The following is an 18,020-nucleotide window of genomic DNA, read 5'->3' as shown; positions in this document are numbered from 1 at the left end:
GCCACCGGTGGGTTTCCCGCGTGGCTGCGCGGGGGAATTCCCCGGTTGGCCGCCGGATCCCGGCACTCGCACCGTGATGTCGCAAGACCCGCCCCTACTGTCATGTTGTCCGCATCCGACATTGGCATCGGCCCGGGCCGGCTGTGCTGGCAGACCGGCCACCATCAGGAGAAATGCCACGGTGGCGGCGGGGAGGCGTTTCACGCTGGGCATCTGAGTACCGTCTCGTTCGTGGCGTCCCCGAATTTCCAGCCGTCGTTGGTCTTTACCACGGTGACATTCCACTGGAGGTACGAAGGCCGTCCCGGTGGGACTACGCTTTTCCCGGTCGCGGAATCGATCATGTCCACCTTTTCGCTGTCTGTGCACATCTGGACATCGATGCTCCGCACGCCATCCGTCTCCTCCGGTTCCGAGGCGCCGGTGATGTGGACGACCGTGGTTCCGGTCTGTACCTGCCCCTTCGCGCGGCGTTCCGTTACATGCTTCATCTGTATGGTCTGGCTCTCCCCGATGGCGATGTCCTTCAGGGGCTGTGTGTCGGCATCGGGATTGGTGAATATCTCATCCGTGATGCGGTAGTACTCGATCAGCGTGTTCGCCGCCTCCAGCTGCTCCGGACTGAAGGTCTCCGACGGTTGGGGTTTCGGGGACGCGGAGAACGACGGCCAGCTCTTGGTGGAGCTCGGAAAGGACGCTCCCCACGAATCCGTGCTCAGCGGCCTCGAATCCCCGCCGCACGATGACAGCAGGAGCACAACGGCGGCTGCGGCGACCATGCCGATTCGTCCACTGCGTTGTTTCATTGTTCAACACCTCCGGTGGCGTCAAAGCGACCCGGGCTGGTCTCTCCAGCTCTCAGGATCTTTCCGAGCCTAGGACCGCTCACCGGGTCCCTGCGGGATGTTTGAGAAACCCCCGCAGGGGTTGAGGAAGGTCTGGCCAAAAGTTAAGGACCCCGGGCCATCGTGGCAATCCGGATCGTGTTCAGACCGTCGTATCGGATTGGAATCAAGCCGGAGCAAACAGGCCGGCGCCCGGCCCGCAGGGACGATCAGGGCGGCAGGACATGGCCGGAGGGACGCTCACGGCTGAGGGGATCCTGAAGCCGGGTACAGGCCCTGCTGGCAAGGAGACGATTACAGTGGGACTGCAAAGCAACGAAGTGGCAGCCGAACTCACCGAGGAGAGGAATCCGATGAAACCCATCGCATCAATCGCCAGCTCCCTACTGGACTGCGGCGCCACCGTCCCGGCGGCGCGCGATGTCACACCCACGGCGGTGACGTGCGACGGGAGCTGCGAATTCCCCCCGGATTCCCGGGTGCGGGGAGAGGTGACGTCATGAACCGTCACATCGTGATCGGCGCCCTGGCGGCGTTGTTGTTCGTGGCCGGGACCGTCCTGTCGCTCATTCGGGGTGAAACCCTGATGGCCGTCGTGCTCGGGCTGGGCGGGGTTGCCTTCATCGTCCGCACGGTGCTCGCCTTGCGAGGTTCGTCGCGGGAGAAAGATGACTGACCGGCCACGGCACGCAGCGGAACCCCTGCTCACCGTGCGGGGACTGACCGCGTGGTACAAGGCGGGCTCCCCGGTGCTGAACATCGGGGAACTCGACATCGGCCAGCACTCCGTGGTCGGGTTGCTGGGAACCAACGGCGCCGGCAAGACCACCCTGATCAACACGCTCGTGGGGGTTCACGAGCACGCCAGCCTCCAACACATGACCTGGCGCTCCCGTGCCACGCAACCGCGCGACAGGGCATTCCAGCTCGGACGCTACGCCGTGTTCACCGAGAGCAGCGGTTTCGCGTACTGGTCGCTGGACCCCTACCTGCGTTTCACGTCCCGTGTCTTTGGCCGCTCGCCGGAGCCGTCGCGCGTGGACGACCTGGTGGCGGGGTTCGGGTTCGAGCCGTTCCGCCGCAAGACCATCGGAAGCCTGTCGACGGGAAACAGGAAGAAGGCCTTCCTCATCGCGGGGCTGAGCCTGGGGTTGCCCCTGCTCATCCTGGACGAACCCGTGGACGGGCTGGATTTCGAGGGCACCGAGTTTCTCTACGAGAGCCTCAACGCCTACCGTGACACCGGATCGGTGTTGATGAGTTCCCACGTCGCAGAGAGTTTCACCCAGTGCTGCGACCATCTGTGCGTGCTCGACGGGGGTGACCTCAGCCGCCCCTACCCGCTGGATCCCGAAACCGACATCCGCGCCCTGCTCAAGGAACGGCACCGATGACCCTGGTCCTGCTGCGAGCCCTCACCACGCGTCGCCGCGTCGTCGTGGATGTGCTGATCTGGGGCCTGGTCTGGGTGCTGGCCCCGACGGTGGAGTTCCGGATCCCGCCGATGACGTACGTGGCGGGCGTGGCCGCCGCGTCGCTGGTGTCATCGGGTCTGCTGGTGAACGCGGCCTTCCGGGTGGAATCCATGCGGGATTACGCCCAGCTGCCGCCCCGCCCGGCCCGGGTGAACCTGGCGCTCGCGTCGGCCGCGTGGATACTTCTTGTGGCCGAGGTCGTGATGCCTGCCGCACTGTTCGGCTTGCGGCTGGGGCAACTCGCCGCGCCGGATGTCTGCGCGATGCTCGTGGTGGCGGCCTGCGGTCCCCTGTCGGTGATGGCCGTGCTGGCGTCGGCCGGCACCCGGCCGCGATGGGCCGGGCCGCTGCTGGTGGTGGCCCTCGACGGGCTGGCGGTATGGGCCTGCACGGTGGTGCCGCCGTGGCTGGTGGCAGCGGCGCTGTCCGCCGTGTTGGCTGCCGGGCTGGTCGTCCTCCCCGCCACGGGCCTGCTGTTCACCCGCGGCTCCGCCGCGATGCGCGGACGGGCGGGGGCCAACTACTTCCTGCGCGCCTCGCTGGCGGATCGCGTCGTGTGGATCAACGCGGTGGGGCTGTTCGCCGTGGCGACGGTGTTCACCGTGACCGCCTGGGAGCAGGGCCTCCGGTTCCCGCTGGCGCTGGCGCTGATCGCCGTCAACAGCCCCCTGACCACCATGATCTCCGGCGACCCCGACCTGGCGAGGCAGCTGACAATGCTGGGGCAGCCCGCGCTGGCCTGGTGGCATTACGCGGTGGCCGTCGCCGCGTTCCTGGGAACGTTCAACGCCGGGGCCGGCGTGGTGTACTGGCTGCTGGGTGCCCGCGACCTGCCGCTGATCGCCGGGCTGGTGGTCGTCGTCACGGCGCTGGAGGCCCTCGCCGTTCCCGCGCTGGAGCGTCACGCCCCGCTCCGGGGGCTCCGCACCCGACGCGACGCCTGGCGTCACCCCCGCAAATACCTGCTGCCCGCCGCCCTGCTGCTGGCCTTCGCGTGGATCCGACTGGGCTGAGGACGGCGGGTGGCGGATTTTCGCCAACCGGGAGGAAGAACCCGGTTGTGCAGCGCCCAACCGCGAAAATCGCTCCCGGAGGGGTGAAAATCGGGTTGAGTGCTGCGCAACCGCGATTCCCCGGCGGAACCACTCAACCGGTTCCGGCGAGCGAGTCCACCAGGCCAGCGGCCGGCGGGGTTTCGGGGGCGGGAAGCAGCCCGACGGAGGTCGTCACCGCCTCCGACTGGCCACCGGAGTGGGTGAGAGTGCCGTCGCCGTGGGCGGTGAGCTGGGAGGCGTGGTGTCGCAGGGCCTCTTCCACAGTGGGTTGCAGGTCGCGCAGGTCGAACCAGCGGCCCCCGTCGCCCGGGTCGTGGACGACGGCCGCGAAACCCTTCCCGGTGCGCTGCGCGGCGGCCAGGGATGCGTGGTGGATGCGGACGTGGTCGGGGTGCCCGTAGCCGCCGTCGGTGTGGTAGGAGACCACCAGGTCGGCGTCCACCGTCCGGATCCAGGAGGCGATATCCGCCACGACGTCGTCGAGGTCTGCCGCGCACAGCGAATCCGGTTCCGCGTCCTCCGCGGGCCCTGCGAGGCCTTCGCGGATCCAGCGCATCCCCGAGTCGCGGTAGCGGCGCCCCGAACCGGCGGGCGGATCCCCCAGGAAGGCGTGCCGGGACACCCCCAGCACCTTCAGGGCCCCGGCCAGCTCGCCCTCCCGGTGGGTTTCCAGGGCGGGGGTTCCGGCCAGGTGCGACAGCGGCCCCGGCACCACCTCGCCGCGTTCCCCGCGGGTGGCGGTCAGTAGGCTCACCTCGTGTCCGGAGGTCACCAGCCAGGCGATCAGCGCGCCCGTGGCGAGGGTTTCATCGTCGGGGTGGGCGTGGATGAAGGCGATTTTCACAGGATCCTCCGGTATTGCTGCAGGGTATTTTCCGCGGCGCGCTCCCAGGTCATCGCCAGCGCCCGCTGCCTCCCGGTGGCGCCCAGCAACTTGCGGCGCGGCTCGTTGGCGAGCAGCGCCTCGAGGGCCTCGGCCCACATGCGGGGGTCGTGGGTGGGGATCAGCAGGCCGGTGTAGGTGTTGCAGATGGCTTCGGTCAGGCCCCCCGACGCGGCGGCCAGGACGGGAACCCCCGAGGCCGAGGCCTCCAAGGCGATCAACCCGAAGGTCTCGGAGTGCGACGGCACCAGCATCACGGAGGCGTGCCGCACGATGCGGGCCAGCGACTCGCGGTCCTGGCCGGGCAGGAAGTGCACCTGCCCGCGCAACCCGAGGTCGCCGACGAGGGCGTGCAGCTCGGCCTCGTAGTCCGTGAAGTCCGCCGAGGTCTCGCCGACCACCGCCAGATCCGGGCGGATGGCATCGGGCAGGCAGGCCATGGTGCGGATGGCGACGTCGGGGGCCTTGAGGGGTTGCAGCCGCGCGGCGAACACGACGTAGCCGGGGCGGATCCCGGGTGGTGCCCAGGGATGGGTGGCGGGATGGAACAGGTCGACGTTGACGCCGGGGCGCACGATCCGCACCCGCTCCGGATCGGCCCCGCAACGGCCGATGACCACGGCCGCCTCGTGCCGGGAGACGCACAGCACCAGATCGGACTGCTCCGCGCACACCACCTCGCCGTCGACCCGGGCAGGTGACTCGGGCGGTTCCCCGTCGCGCAGCGGCGAGTTCGGGTGGGCCGCCACCGAATGGAAGGTCATCACGTGCGGCACCCCCCAGGCGCGGGCGACGGGCAGCGCCGCCACCCCCGACATCCAGTGGTGGGAATGGATCAGGTCGTGGGGTTCCAGGGCCTCCATGGCCTCCCGGAACTCGTCGACATGCTGGTCGATCTCGCTTTTCGGCAGCGGGGTTGGCGGGCCCGCGGGGAGACGCCGCAGCGTCACCGACGGGGCCACGTCCTCTCGTTCCGGCTGGTCGGGGTCGGTGCGGCGGGTCAGGAAATCCACCCGCACGCCGAGCCTTCCCAGCGCCCGGGCCAGCGCGGCGATGAGCACGTTCATGCCTCCCGCGTCCGCGGTTCCGGCGCGTTCCAGGGGGGAGGTGTGCATGGTTACGAAGGCGACACGAAGCCCGGTCCCCGGCAGGGAAGGCTGATGGCTCATGATGGTTTCCTCCGGCTCTTCCGGAAACGACGTTCCCAACAGCGATGCTACTGCGGGGAACGTCGTCGTTGGCGAAACCGATGAGGAGGAGCCCCTTGTCGGAGGGGAATCACTTCCAGGCCTCGAGGAAAGCCTTGCCGTTCTCGGCGATTTCCGAAGCTTTCCCGTTGGGGCCCATGGATGCGATGACGGCTCCCCCATGAGCGGCGGCGATGCACGATATACCGCTTGCCGGAGTCGACGAATTGCCGGTCCGGGTGGTCGTTCCGCAGGTCCATTCGCCGAAGGTCTCGGGGTTCTCCAAGGTGCGAGCCATGCCCTCGGCCATCGCTTCACCCTTGATGTAGAAGACCGAGAAAATATCCGACCCCCTGAGGTACAAGGTGAGGACCTTGCTCGGGCTCAGGGCCTCGAAACCATTGAACGACTTGGGCATCTCGGGGGGCATGCCTGAACCGCTTGAATCGTCGTCGGAGGTCTTCGTCGAGCGGGGAACCCCTGTTTCCGAGGCCGGGGGAGTTGATTTCGACGTCTTGCCGCGGGTCGGGTCGGTGCTGCTGGGAGTCTGCGAGGACGCCTGCGTGGTGGTGGCGGTCGCGGACGGATCGGCGGTTTGCTGGTTGTCCCTGCCGAGGAACCACCAGGCTCCGAAGGCCAGGGCGATGACCAGGACCCCGACGAGCGCGACTATCAGGCCGGTGCGGTTTTTCTTCGGTGGTTGTTGGGGCGCACCGTAGCCGCTGGCGCCGTAGGGTGGCTGCCCGCCGTAACCGTACTGGGGTTGCTCGCCATATCCCGGCTGTGTGTAGGGCTGCTGTCCATTGTAGCCGGGTTGGGGTTGTTGCTGTCCGTAGCCAGGCCACTGGTTGTTGCTCATTCGTGCCTCCTGTTTTCATGGTAAGGGGTGTGGGGGGGGCTGACCTGTTCCAGAATCGTCGGTCCTGGGAGCTTCGCAGGATCGTGTCCTGATCGAACTGGTTGAGTCGAGCTGGAGCGTAATCGATCCCCGAACGTCCCTGGTGGTTTTCCACGCGGATGATTTCCGGGTTTCGTGGAGTGGCCTGCCGGTTTCCGCGAATTCTGGCAAAAGGTGTCATCACCTTGGTTGGGCATTTCTTCCCGGGAACCACCAAGCTTTGCGACCGCCGAGGTCGCGGCGAACGCGACAACCACAACGATGTTGCTTCTCGGGCTGGTCGCAGGGGAGCGTCGTAAGCGTTTGGCGTAGCCGGTCAGCGTCTCCCGGGGCGCACGTGGTTACTGCCAGGCTTCGAGGAAACTGCCGGAGATTTCCGTAAGCGTGGCGAAAGGCCTGTCGAGCGTGAGCGTGGCCACGGTGTCGGAATAGGGTTCGGTCAGGCACACGGACATGTCATAAGAGTCCTTACCGCAGGTCCACTTCCCGGCCCTCCCGATGTCCGTGAGGCGGGCGGCGTTCGTTTCGACGGTTTCTCCCGGGTCGTAGGTGGCGACGAAAGAATCCCCGTTCGAGTTCTTGCAGGTGGATGCGCCGTCCTGACTCGTGTCGAGCATGAAGTCGCCGAATGATGTGGGCATCCCCGGTGTGGTGCTGGAACCTTTGTTCTGGGTGGTCGAGGAGCCCGCGGGGTCGGTGTTCTTCCTCGTCGAGGTGAAGGGGGAATCTCGGGGCGTTGAGTCTCCTGTGGCGCCGCGGTATGCGTGCTGGAGGTGGGGTTCGCGGCCAGTTGTTTCTGCTGAGAATCCACCACGCCCCGAACACGATGATCGCGACCAGGAAGACGACGAGCGCAACGGGTAGGCCGGGGCGGTTTTTCCTCGGTGGCTGCGGAGGCTGTGCCGTAGCCGGTGGCGCCGTAGCCAGGTTGTTACCCGTAGCCGGGAGGCTGGTTGTTGCTCATTCCTGCCTCCCGGTTTCACGGTCAGGGCTGCCGGGAGCAACTCGGCTGGGGCCTTCCCACGCGGTCCCTGCCGCGTGCAAACTACTTCCAGGCTGTAAGGAAGACTTCAGAAACTGCCACCACCTCTGACGTTGACTTGTCCTTGTGCATGATCGTCCCAAGAACACCGGAATGGATTTGGGTCAGGCACATGGTTCCGGCCTTGGCGTCGCCGCAGAACCATTTGCCGTTGAACTTCATGTTCTCGAGAAGGTGGGCGTTTTCGTCGACGGTTCCTCCTTCCTCATAGACGGCGACGAACCGGTCCCCGTTCGAATTCGAGTAATACTTCGTCGTTTTGTCTTTCGTCTCGGCGAGGGCGAAGTCGCCGAATGAGTCTGGCAACTCGGGTGCGGTACTGGAAGATTTGGATGATTTCTGGGTGGTGGGTTCGGTGGTTTTCTTCGTGGGTTCGGGTGATGGTGTCTCGGACTTCTGGGTTTCCTGTGTGGTGGTCTGTGCGCTGGTGGAGGGGGTGGCGTTCTGTTGGTTGTCCCGGCCGAGGAACCACCAGACCCCGAACCCGGCGGTGGCCACCAGGACGACCACGAGCGCGACGATCAGGACCGTGTTGTTTTTCCCCGGGGGCTGCGGGGGTGTGCCGTAGCTGGGTTGTCCGTAGCTGGGTTGGGGTTGTCCGCCGTAGCCGGGTTGTCCGTAGCCGGGCTGGGGTTGTCCGCCGTAACCGGGCTGCGGTTGTCCGCCGTAGCCGGGCTGCGGTTGTCCGCCGTAGCCGGGCTGCGGTTGTCCGCCGTAGCCGGGTTGCCCGTAGCTGGGTTGGGGTTGTCCGCCGTAGCCGGGTTGCCCGTAGCCAGGTTGGGGTTGTCCGTAGCCGGGTTGTCCGCCGTAGCCAGGCCACTGGTTGTTGCTCATTTATACCTCCTGCTCCTCATGGTAAGTGCTGTGAGGTCTGACCCGTCCCGGTCTCGCCGGGCATGCTCGCTGGCCTGCGGACCCGCCGCCGGAACCCCACCAGGGCAGCCAGGATCAGGCGAATCCTTGAGGGGCTCGATGAAGTCCGTTCACAAGTCAGTTGAAGGCGTTGGTCACACGGCGAAGCTGAACGCTCTGAAGCCGCCCTGACCATGGAGCCTGGTCAATCTTGGGACCTGTTTACGAAGAAGCCATCGCTCAGAGAGTCCTTGGCTGGAGCCTGGACGGGAGTCCTTCGTGTCAGGTTTCTGAGGGCCCCGGGACGCTCGTGGTTACTTCCAGGCGTCGAGGAAACGATCAGAGACTTCCGCCAATTTGGAGGTCGGCTCGTCGAGCATGAGCGTTGCCAAGGTGCCGGAATAGACCTCGGTCAAGCACATGGATGAGTCATTCTCGTCCTTGCCGCAGGTCCATTTCCCAATGGTTTCGATGTCATGGAGGTTGGTGGAGTTCGCCTCGACGGTTTCGCCCTTTCCATAGGCCACCACGAACAAATCTCCGTCCGAGTTTGTGTAGGTGGTCGCCAGGTCTTTCTTCTTGCTAAAGGTGAAGTCATCGAATGATTTGGGCATCTCGGGTGCGGTGCTGGAAGATTTGGATGATTTCTGGGTGGTGGGTTTGGTGGTTTTCTTCGTGGGTTCGGGTGATGGTGTCTCGGACTTCTGGGTTTCCTGTGTGGTGGTCTGTGTGCTGGTGGAGGGGGTGGCGTTCGGTTGGTTGTCCCGGCCGAGGATCCACCAGGCCCCGAATCCGGCGGTGGCCACCAGGATGGCCACGAGCGCGACGATCAGGACAGTGTTGTTTTTCCCCGGTGGCTGCGGGGGCATGCCCTGACCGGCGGAACCGTAGACGGACTGATAGCCCTGTTGGCCGTATCCGGACTGCTGGTAGCTGGGCTGGGAGTAGCTGGGTTGTGCTTGCTGGTACCCGGGCTGGGGCTGCTGGTACCCGGGCTGGGGCTGCTGATATCCAGGCTGGGGCTGCTGATACCCGGGTTGTGGCTGAGGGCCGCCGAAGGCCGGCTGCTGGGGGTATCCCTGCTGCGGACGATCGTTGGGGCCGGGCCACTGGTTGTTACTCATTCGTACCTCCTGGTTCAACATGGTAAGAGGTTTCTCTGACAGGACGCGTGGCGACGGAGGCCGTCTCGGGGAACCACAAGGATCGTACGGTGTCAGACCGGTATTCGCCGGGCAAGGGAACGCCGGCACCTGGGCTCGACGTCGGTCCGGCCGAACCGGTGACGCCGTGGATCCGCGCCTGGGTTTCGTTTTCACGCCTTCGAGAGGATCCGCCGTTTCTCGTCGATCCGGGTGGGGGATCGCTGGTCGTTGCTGACTGTGTTTCTCGTCCTCGACGTCGTGGCAGAAGAGGCCGCTTACCAGCGATGGCCCGGGAGGACATCCGTGCCCGGGATGGCGGGATGAGCGGATCCTGAACCCCGAGTTGCGCTCCCCGCGTGCAGTCGTGCTAGAGTTCCTCCCCGGACGCGCGAGTGGCGGAATGGTAGACGCGCTGGCTTCAGGTGCCAGTGCCCGCAAGGGCGTGGAGGTTCAACTCCTCTCTCGCGCACGAATCGGTCCCCGTCTCGTCAGAGGCGGGGACCGATTGCTTTCCCTCGTACACGAATCGCGGGAGAAAAACGGTTCAACGTCGGGTGGCGACGTTGAACCGTCGAACCTTCGCGATTCGTGTACAGGAGGAGGGACGGGACGGGGAAGGCGGTTCGTGTACAGGAGGAGAGGAGAACAATGCCGCTGTCCCTGCTCCGGGGGAGGGCAGTTGGTTGAGCCGGGCTGCTCGCTCTGCGAACTGGCCGTGTCGAAACCATCCCGCGCGTGTTCGGGGACTGGGGTTGGGTCTGTATTTTCGGCCGCCGGTGGTTTTGACTCAGCCATTCGTGTGAGCTTCGCGTGCTGGCTCAACCGGTTCCCAAGAATGGTCCCGACTCAACCAGTTTCGGGGTTTTCAGTCGCCGTCGAGCAGTCGGCGACGGTTCCGGCCCGACGCCAGCCAGCGCGCCAGCGGGCCGTGTTCGTTGATGAGTGCCAATCGGCCCTGGACGCGTTCGACCAGGCCGGACTCGACGGCCAGCAGCAGTTCGTCGCGACCCTGAAGACGTAGCGTTCTGTCCGGGATGAGGATCTTCTTGTCGCGGATGATCATGGAGACCACGGCTCCACGGGGCAGTCGCAGGTCGTTAACCCACATCCCCACCAGGCGGCCCGTGTCCGGGACCCGGAACTGCACCAGCGAGGCGTTGATGCCCTCGAGCGGGGAGGAGTCGAACTGCAACTCCCGCGGGGAGATCTGTTCCAGCACCCCGGCCCACGGGGCCAGCTTCGGCAGCAGCGGGCCCTGCACGAGGGTGAACGTCACCACCAGCAGGAAGATGACGTGGAACATGTGCGAGGCTCCCGGCAGCTGGTGCGTCAGCGGGATCGTTGCCAGCATGATGGGCAACGCGCCACGCATCCCCGCCCATGAGATGAACAGCTGGGTTCTCAGTTTCTCCCGGAACGGCGTCAGACAGGCGAACACGGAGATCGGACGGGCGACGAACGTCAACGCCGACCCGATCACCAGCGCCGGGATGATCGCCTCCGGCAACTGGCTGGGGGAGGCCAGCAGCCCCAGCATCACGAACAAACCGATCTGCGCCAACCAGCTCACCGACTCCGTGAATCCCTCCGTCGTCGAGTGGTGGGGAAGCGCCTGGTTGCCGAGCCACAGCCCGGCGATGTAGGCGGCCAGCAGCTCCGAACCGCCCGCGACCCCGGCGACGGAGTAGGCGGTCAGCGCGATCGCGAGGGTTGCTAGGGGGTACAGGCCTGCGCTCGGCAGGGAGATGCGGTGCAGGAAGGCCTGCCCCACCATCGCCACTGCCGCCCCGATGAGGGCGCCTGCGGTCAGTTGGAAGAGTCCGTTCGCGAGCATTCCCGTCACCGACATCTGGTTCCAGGCGTCGGAGACCACGACAGTGACGATGATGATCGCAGGTGGGTCGTTGAAACCGGACTCACCCTCCAGGGTGGTGCGCACCTTAGATCTCAGGGGCAGGCGACGCAGGATCGCGAACACGGCAGCGGCATCCGTCGACGAGACCATCGCCGCCATCAGGATCCCGGTGCGCAGATCGACACCCAGCACCAGCATCGCGATGGACGAGGCCACCGCCACCGACACCAGCACCCCGACGGTTCCGAGTAGTCCAGCTCGGGAAGCCACCGGTCTGAACTCCGCCCAGCGGGTGGTGAACCCGCCGTCGAACAGCAGCAGCCCCACCAGCAGCGCGGAGATGTTGTAGGCCAGCTGGGCGTCGTCGAACCGGATCCCGAGGCCCGCCTCGCCGATCCCCAGGCCGATGCCCAGGTACAGCAGCAACCCGGGCATGGAACTGCGCGACGAGATCCGCACCGCCGCCACGCCCGCCAGCAGCACTCCGCAGGCGATCAGGACCACCATGTCCATGTCGTGATGGCTCATGGTGCGTCCTTCCTGATCGTGCGGACATTATCCCGGGTTCCGCGCCGTCAGGGCCAGATGCGACGCGGATTCCCCGCGATCAGGTGGCTGAGCGGGGTGTGGGCCTTCAACCCCGAAGTTGGTTGAGCCAGCTCGTGAGCGAAGCGAGCGGCTGTGTCGAAACCACCGGGCAGTCGAATGGTGGATCGGACCACAGGTTCCTGATCGTGGTCGCTTTGGTTTCGACTCGATCTGCTCGCTGGCGCTCGTGGATCGGCTCAACCAGTTTCAGGGTGGGAGGGTAGCGGTCCGGCTTAACCAGCTTCGAAAAGCCTCCGCCACGAGATGGCCTCAATCGGCTTTGAGTCGACGCGACCTCTCAGGGGGCGGGGGCCTCCTCGACGGGCGCGTTGAACTGCGACTGGTACAGGTCGTGGTAGCGACCCCTCGCTGCCAGCAGGTCGCTGTGGGTGCCCTGCTCGACGATGGCGCCGTCGTCCATGACGAGGATCAGGTCGGCGTCGCGGATGGTGGACAGGCGGTGGGCGATCACGAACGACGTGCGACCACTGCGCAGCGCCGCCATCGCCTTTTGCAGCAGCAGTTCGGTGCGAGTGTCGACCGACGAGGTGGCCTCGTCGAGGATCAGCAGTTCCGGTTCCGACAGGAACGCCCGCGCGATGGTGATGAGCTGTTTCTCACCCGCCGAGACGTTGTTGCCCTCCTCGTCGATGACGGTGTCGTAGCCGTCGGGCAGGGAATGGACGAAACGATCCACGAATGCCGCTTTCGCCGCCGCCAGGATCTCCTCCTGCGTGGCACCCTCCTTGCCGTAGGCGATGTTGTCGCGGATGGTGCCGCCGAACAGCCACGTGTCCTGCAACACCATGCCCATGTTGTCGCGCAACGCCCCACGATCCACCGTCGCGATGTCCGTCCCGTCGAGGAGGATGCGACCGGAGTTCAGGTCGTAGAAACGCATCAGCAGGTTCACCAGCGTGGTCTTGCCCGCGCCGGTGGGGCCGACGATCGCGACCGTCTGGCCGGGTTTCGCCTCCAGGTTGAGGTGCTCGATGAGGGGACGATCCGGGCTGTAGGAGAAGGTGACGTCCTCGAAGACGACGTGCCCGCCCTCCGCGGTCAGGCCGCGGCCCGGCTCCGGCGACATCTCGTCGGCGTCGAGAAGCTCGAAGACCCGCTCCGCGGAGGCCACCCCCGACTGCAGCAGGTTCGTCATGGACGCGAGCTGCGTCAGCGGCTGCGTGAACTGGCGCGAGTACTGGATGAAGGCCTGCACGTCGCCGATGTTCATCTGCCCCGTCGCCACCTGGAGACCACCGAAGACCGCGACGATGACGTAGTTGAGGTTGCCGACCAGGAACATCACGGGCATGAGGATCCCGGAGAGGAACTGCGCCCCGAACGACGACTTGAACAGTGCCTCGTTGCGGGTGCGGAAGGTGGCCTCCACCTCCGACTTGCGGCCGAACACCTTCACCAGGGAATGGCCGGTGTAGGCCTCCTCGATCTCCGAGTTCAACTCGCCCGTGGACTTCCACATGTCGGCGAACCGCCTCTGGGAGCGCCGCATGATCAACGGCACGATCAGCATCGACAGCGGGATCGAGACCAGCGTGACCAGCGCCAGCGGCCACGAGATCCACATCATGATGATCACCACCCCGAACACCGTCAGCAGCGAGTTGATGAGCTGCGGCAGGGTCTGCATCAGGGTTTGGGAGATGTTGTCGATGTCGTTGGTGACGCGGGAGAGCAGCTCGCCGCGCGGCTGCCCGTCGAAGTACGACAGGGGCAGGCGCTGCAGCTTGGCCTCCACGTCGCTGCGCATCCGCCGCACCGACTTCTGTGCTGCGCCGATCAGCAGCCAGTTCGAGACGTAGGTGGCGACGGCGGAGACGACGTAGAGCACCAGCACCAGCACCAGGATCGACCCGATGGCGCCGAAGTCGATGCCCTGGCCGGGCGTGAAGTCGACGCGCTGCAGCATCTCGACGAGGGTGTCGTTCCCGCCGCTGCGGGCGGCCTCGATGGCCTGCTCCTTGGTGACGCCCGCGGGCATGTTCTTGCCGACGATCCCGGCCAGCAGCAGGTCGGTGGCAGCCCCCAGGATTTTCGGGCCGAGGGTGGACATCACGACGGCGCCGACGGCCAGCACCAGTGCGACCGCCACCGCGATCCGATGCGGTTTCATGATCCCGAGCAGGCGCTTCAGCGACGGCAGGAAGGCGACCGCGGTTTCCCCGGAGCCGCTGGGTCCGCCGGGCCCGAAGCTGATCTTCCCCGGGCCGTGTGCGGGACGTTTGTTGGCCGCGGGTTTGGTGGCGGCCCCGGTCTTTCCGGTGGTGGTGCTCATACCTGGGCCTCCTCGGCGCTCAGCTGGCTGTCGACGATCTCCTGATAGGTGGCGTTGCTCGCCAGCAGTTCATCGTGGGTGCCGCGACCCACGATGCGGCCGTGTTCCAGCACGAGGATCTCGTCGGCGCCCCGGATGGTGGCGACGCGCTGGGCGACGATCAGGGTGGCGCGGTCCGCCGTAGCCGGGGCCAGGGCGGCCCGCAGGCGGGCGTCGGTGGCGACGTCGAGGGCGGAGAAGGAATCGTCGAAGACGTAGACGGCGGGTTCCTTCACCAGCGCCCGCGCGATGGACAGGCGCTGCCGCTGCCCGCCCGAGACGTTCGTGCCGCCCTGCGCGATGTGGGCGGCGAGACCGCCGTCGAGTTTCTCGACGAAATCGGCTGCCTGGGCGATCCGCAGCGCCTCCCACATCTGCTCCGGTGTGGCGTCGGGGCGTCCGTAGAGCAGGTTGGAGGCCACCGTCCCGGAGAACAGGTAGGGCTTCTGCGGCACAAGCCCGATCCGCGACCACAGGGCGTCGGGATCGAGGCGGCGCACGTCGACGCCGTCCACCAGCACCTCGCCGCTGCTGACGTCGTACAGACGGGGGATCAGGTTCACCAGGGTGGACTTGCCCGATCCCGTCGACCCGATGATCGCGGTGGTGCGGCCCGGGGCCAGCGTGAACGACACGTTCGCCAGCACCGGATCCTCCGCACCCGGGTAGGTGAAGGTGACGTCGCGGAACTCGACGACGCCCGTCAGCTCCTGCGGGGCGACCGGGTCGGCGGGGGGAGCCACCGTGGGTTCGGTGTCGAGCACCTCCAGGATGCGGTCCGCGGACACCGCGGAGCGCGGCGCCAGGAACAGCAGCATCGTCGACATCATCACCGAGATGAGGATCTGGATCAGGTAGTTCAGGAAGGCGGCCATCTGGCCGATCTGAATGTTGCCGGAGTCGATGCGGAAGGCGCCGAACCAGATCACCGCCACCGATGAGATGTTCACCATGAACATGGCGATTGGGAACAGCAGCACCATCCAGCGGGAGGCGCGCAGCGTGACGGAGTAGACGTCCTCGTTGGCGCCCTCGAAGCGCCTCGACTCGTGGTCCTCGCGAATGAAGGCGCGGATCACCCGGATACCGCTGATCTGTTCGCGAAGTACCCGGTTCAGGTTGTCGAGGTTGGTCTGCATCCGCTGGAACAGGGGAGAGACGAAGATCACCAGCAGCGAGACCGCCACACCCAGCACAGCGACGCTGACCGCGATGATCCACGACAGCCCGAAGTCTTCGCGCACCGCCATGACGAAACCGCCGACCATCATGATGGGGGCGCCGACGATGATGGTCAGGGTGGTCTGGACGATCGTCTGCACTTGCAGGACGTCGTTGGTGTTGCGGGTCAGCAGCGACGAGGCCCCGAAGTCGCGCATTTCGCGGGTGGAGAACGACAGGGCGCGGTCGAAGATGGCGGCCCTGAGGTCGCGGCCCAGCGACATGGCGGTGAGGGCGCCGAACCAGGTGGCGCCGATCTGCCCCGCCGCCTGCACCAGGGAGAACAGCAGCATCAGGGCGCCGCTGCGCCAGATCAGGTCGGTGTCGCCCTTGACGACGCCGTCGTCGATGATCTGTGCGTTCAGGTTCGGCAGGTACAGCGACATGGCGGTCGCCAGCACCTGGAGAACCAGGATGGCCAGCAGTTCCCTCCAGTACGGCTTCAGATGCGTGAATATCAGCCGGTTGAGTCGTGCGATCACAGGGAATCCTTCCTGCGGGCTCCGTCGAGGGCGAGGCGCGCCAGGGTGGCGGGGTTCAAGCTGGTATCGGGAGATCTGCCGTGCGCATACCCCATCGCCAGGGTGATGACGAGATGGGTGAAGTCCTTGACCGGGATCGTCAACTCGGCCTCGTGCGGGGCCAGGCGGTCACGCATCCAGCCCGCGATGTCACAGACCCGGGCCTCCCACAGCTCCATGATCCGGAACCGGATCTCGTCCTGGTCGCCGCCCCGGTGCGGTCGGGGGATGAAACGCCCGAAGGTGGTGACGTAGTCGGCGGCGGTGGACAGACACACCTCGGTGGTCTCGTCTACGGTCGTGGTGGTGGGGGCCGCGGCGAAGATGTCGGCGAGCCGCTCGGGGGAGAGGTGGTCGGCGATGGTGGCGGCGATCAGGTCGCGTCGGGTCGGGAACACCCTGAACAGGGTTCCCTCGGCCACCTTGGCGGCTTCCGCCACCTGCCGGGTGGTCACCTCGGGACCGTGGTCCAGGATCAACTGGCGGGTCGCGGCAATCAACGACGCCCTTCGTTCGGCGGGCGGAAGCGGTCGGGCACGGGTCATCACGACGCACCAGTGTATGAGTGAGTGCTCACTCATTCAAAACGAGGCGGGGATCGGGACCAGTGACGATGGGCGTCGGGCGCTTCGTCGGGGGCTCTGGGGCCGGGTGCTGGGTCAGGGTGTCCGCGGTGGCGTGGGTGTTGTGCGGCGTGTCGTCGGACTATGACTCGACGATGATGCCTGTGTTCATTCCTTGTCCTTGGACATGGTGATGATCAGGAAGTCGCCATCGGATTGGAGTGCTACACGTTTCGTGGGAAGTGACGAAAAACAGGTTTAATCGAACATGTGAGGTAAAATCTGTATTATCTCCGCAGCTAAGTACAGCGAAGAGTTCAAACAGCAGGTCGTGTTGGAGGTCGTTGAGAAGTCCCGCACGATCAGCTAGGTGACAAAATCCTACGGTCTGGTCCCACAAACCGTGAGGATGCTGGGTGAACAAATGGAGAAAAACCCATTCCGGAACCAAGGGTGAGGAAATGACGGCGGCCCAACTTGCCGAGTACAAGAAAATCAAAGCCGAGCTGCGTGGGGCCCGATTGGAGATCGATTTCAGAAATAAAGCTGCGGCCTTCCTTCGCGGCGGGACTCCCGGCGAAGAACACGATATGCTTACACCCCTCCGCCAAGGAAGGCAACCACCTTGGAACCTGTGTGATGTGCCACTGTCCGGGTGGTGTCGCGTTCAGGGCTGCTACACCCTGGCGCAACAGAGGCATGTCAGACATCCCGCAAAGCACCGTAGAGGAACTCGCCAATTTTTGTGACGTGTCTTCCTCGCGCGAGCTCCGAACAAACCCACCTGTTGTAGACGTGTCCGCAAAGTCTTGGAGCGCGGGTGGTGTTGCAACCAGTCCCGAGGGACGGTGCGCCGGCTCATGCAGCCTGGAGGGAGGTGCCACACCCTGCCCCAAGGCCCACAACTACCGTGCCTGCTGCCGACCTGGCCGGGCGCCCCGACCTGACTGAAAAGGAGGCTTCACGGCTGACGCCCCAGTTCCGGAAACTGGTGGGTGACATCACCTATATTCACACCCGGGAAGGATGCGTGTACCCGGCAGGCCGCGACGAGACCACTCTGCTCGAAAAGAATTGTTGGCTACGCCATGGCGGAACACATGCGAACCGAATTGGTCCAAAACGCTCTGCAAAATTGGCGGTTCGGGACTGCCAGCCCATCAAGGGTGTGACGATTTTTCATTCGAATCGGGGATCGCAGTACACGTCCGCTGACTACACCGCCACCATGAACAAGTATGGTTTCCTCACATCGGCGGGAAGAACCGGCGTGTGCCACGTACAGCGCCGCAGCAGATATCATTCAACGCCACCCGTGCAGGAAAGAACTCGTCAACCAGCAGGATCTACCACACCAGAAGAAAAGCAATCAAAGATCGTGGCATCATGGATTGAACACTGACTGCAATCAGATCAGGCTTCATTCCTCGCTCGGGTACCGCACCCCGAACGAAGTACATCAAGACTGGAGGAAAACCAAGACAGCAGCCTAAACCATAATCCAAGTTTTTCACTACCGTCCACAAAACCTGTAGCAGTCCAGGTGTCAGGAGTAGGA

At 65.4% G+C, this 18,020-nt stretch carries 16 protein-coding genes and 1 tRNA gene; 6 read left to right on the top strand and 11 right to left on the bottom strand.

The features are described from left to right. Window positions 1-200: 200 nt before the first annotated feature. Window positions 201-806, bottom strand: coding sequence for a hypothetical protein (locus EL272_RS13155; protein ID WP_061787679.1), 606 nt, complete (start codon window positions 804-806; stop codon window positions 201-203). A 338-nt stretch (window positions 807-1,144) separates the two neighbouring features. On the opposite strand from EL272_RS13155, the gene EL272_RS13150 reads away from it, so the two are divergent. Genes EL272_RS13150 through EL272_RS13140 form a run of 4 tightly spaced genes read left to right on the top strand, consistent with a single transcriptional unit; the run spans window position 1,145 to window position 3,333 of the window. Further along, window positions 1,145-1,348, top strand: coding sequence for a hypothetical protein (locus tag EL272_RS13150; protein WP_061787680.1), 204 nt, complete (start codon window positions 1,145-1,147; stop codon window positions 1,346-1,348). Next, window positions 1,345-1,521 (top strand): hypothetical protein, encoded by a 177-nt coding sequence (locus EL272_RS15335; protein WP_159424548.1) that lies wholly within the window; start codon window positions 1,345-1,347, stop codon window positions 1,519-1,521. The genes EL272_RS13150 and EL272_RS15335 overlap by 4 nt, the downstream gene beginning before the upstream one ends. After that, window positions 1,514-2,239, top strand: coding sequence for an ATP-binding cassette domain-containing protein (locus EL272_RS13145; RefSeq protein WP_061787681.1), 726 nt, complete (start codon window positions 1,514-1,516; stop codon window positions 2,237-2,239). Before EL272_RS15335 ends, EL272_RS13145 begins: the two co-directional genes overlap by 8 nt. Beyond that, window positions 2,236-3,333 (top strand): hypothetical protein, encoded by a 1,098-nt coding sequence (locus EL272_RS13140; RefSeq protein ID WP_061787682.1) that lies wholly within the window; start codon window positions 2,236-2,238, stop codon window positions 3,331-3,333. The genes EL272_RS13145 and EL272_RS13140 overlap by 4 nt, the downstream gene beginning before the upstream one ends. Before the next feature lie 133 nt (window positions 3,334-3,466). Here the strand turns inward: EL272_RS13140 and EL272_RS13135 are convergent, their stop codons facing one another. The 6 genes from EL272_RS13135 to EL272_RS13110 form a co-directional block, all read right to left on the bottom strand. After that, entirely contained in the window at window positions 3,467-4,219 is a 753-nt protein-coding gene (locus EL272_RS13135) for a PIG-L family deacetylase (RefSeq protein WP_061787683.1), read from the bottom strand. Next, window positions 4,216-5,427 (bottom strand): glycosyltransferase, encoded by a 1,212-nt coding sequence (locus EL272_RS13130; RefSeq protein ID WP_061787684.1) that lies wholly within the window; start codon window positions 5,425-5,427, stop codon window positions 4,216-4,218. The genes EL272_RS13135 and EL272_RS13130 overlap by 4 nt, the downstream gene beginning before the upstream one ends. 109 nt (window positions 5,428-5,536) lie before the next feature. Beyond that, entirely contained in the window at window positions 5,537-6,304 is a 768-nt protein-coding gene (locus tag EL272_RS15830; protein ID WP_014847704.1) for a hypothetical protein, read from the bottom strand. A gap of 380 nt (window positions 6,305-6,684) precedes the next feature. Continuing rightward, window positions 6,685-6,984, bottom strand: coding sequence for a hypothetical protein (locus EL272_RS13120; protein WP_041696754.1), 300 nt, complete (start codon window positions 6,982-6,984; stop codon window positions 6,685-6,687). Window positions 6,985-7,388: 404 nt separating this feature from the next. Next, entirely contained in the window at window positions 7,389-8,219 is an 831-nt protein-coding gene (locus EL272_RS13115) for a hypothetical protein (RefSeq protein ID WP_061787685.1), read from the bottom strand. Between the two features lie 332 nt (window positions 8,220-8,551). Beyond that, entirely contained in the window at window positions 8,552-9,361 is an 810-nt protein-coding gene (locus tag EL272_RS13110; protein WP_073970036.1) for a flagellar basal body-associated protein FliL, read from the bottom strand. 407 nt (window positions 9,362-9,768) lie between these two features. Here EL272_RS13110 and EL272_RS13105 point away from each other — a divergent pair. Next, a tRNA-Leu gene (locus EL272_RS13105) sits at window positions 9,769-9,851 on the top strand. 396 nt (window positions 9,852-10,247) lie between these two features. Here EL272_RS13105 and EL272_RS13100 read toward each other — a convergent pair. The 4 genes from EL272_RS13100 to EL272_RS13085 all read right to left on the bottom strand — a co-directional run bounded on the left by EL272_RS13100 (window position 10,248) and on the right by EL272_RS13085 (window position 16,444). Then, window positions 10,248-11,765 (bottom strand): potassium/proton antiporter, encoded by a 1,518-nt coding sequence (locus EL272_RS13100; RefSeq protein ID WP_061787687.1) that lies wholly within the window; start codon window positions 11,763-11,765, stop codon window positions 10,248-10,250. Window positions 11,766-12,123: 358 nt separating this feature from the next. Next, window positions 12,124-14,118 carry an ABC transporter ATP-binding protein gene (locus EL272_RS13095; protein ID WP_061787688.1) on the bottom strand — a complete coding sequence of 665 codons (1,995 nt, stop codon included), beginning with the start codon at window positions 14,116-14,118 and terminating at the stop codon, window positions 12,124-12,126. Beyond that, window positions 14,115-15,860, bottom strand: a complete 1,746-nt coding sequence (locus EL272_RS13090) for an ABC transporter ATP-binding protein (RefSeq protein ID WP_061787689.1) — start codon at window positions 15,858-15,860, stop codon at window positions 14,115-14,117. Before EL272_RS13090 ends, EL272_RS13095 begins: the two co-directional genes overlap by 4 nt. Beyond that, entirely contained in the window at window positions 15,857-16,444 is a 588-nt protein-coding gene (locus EL272_RS13085) for a TetR/AcrR family transcriptional regulator (RefSeq protein ID WP_051015069.1), read from the bottom strand. Before EL272_RS13085 ends, EL272_RS13090 begins: the two co-directional genes overlap by 4 nt. A 928-nt stretch (window positions 16,445-17,372) precedes the next feature. Here EL272_RS13085 and EL272_RS13080 point away from each other — a divergent pair. Then, window positions 17,373-17,864 carry a hypothetical protein gene (locus EL272_RS13080; RefSeq protein WP_126409474.1) on the top strand — a complete coding sequence of 164 codons (492 nt, stop codon included), beginning with the start codon at window positions 17,373-17,375 and terminating at the stop codon, window positions 17,862-17,864. The last annotated feature ends 156 nt before the right edge of the window (window positions 17,865-18,020 follow it).

This window comes from Arachnia propionica, assembly GCF_900637725.1.
Classification (GTDB): domain Bacteria; phylum Actinomycetota; class Actinomycetes; order Propionibacteriales; family Propionibacteriaceae; genus Arachnia; species Arachnia propionica.
Note: the sequence above shows the minus strand (reverse complement) of the source record. Positions and strands in the feature narration are given on the sequence as shown.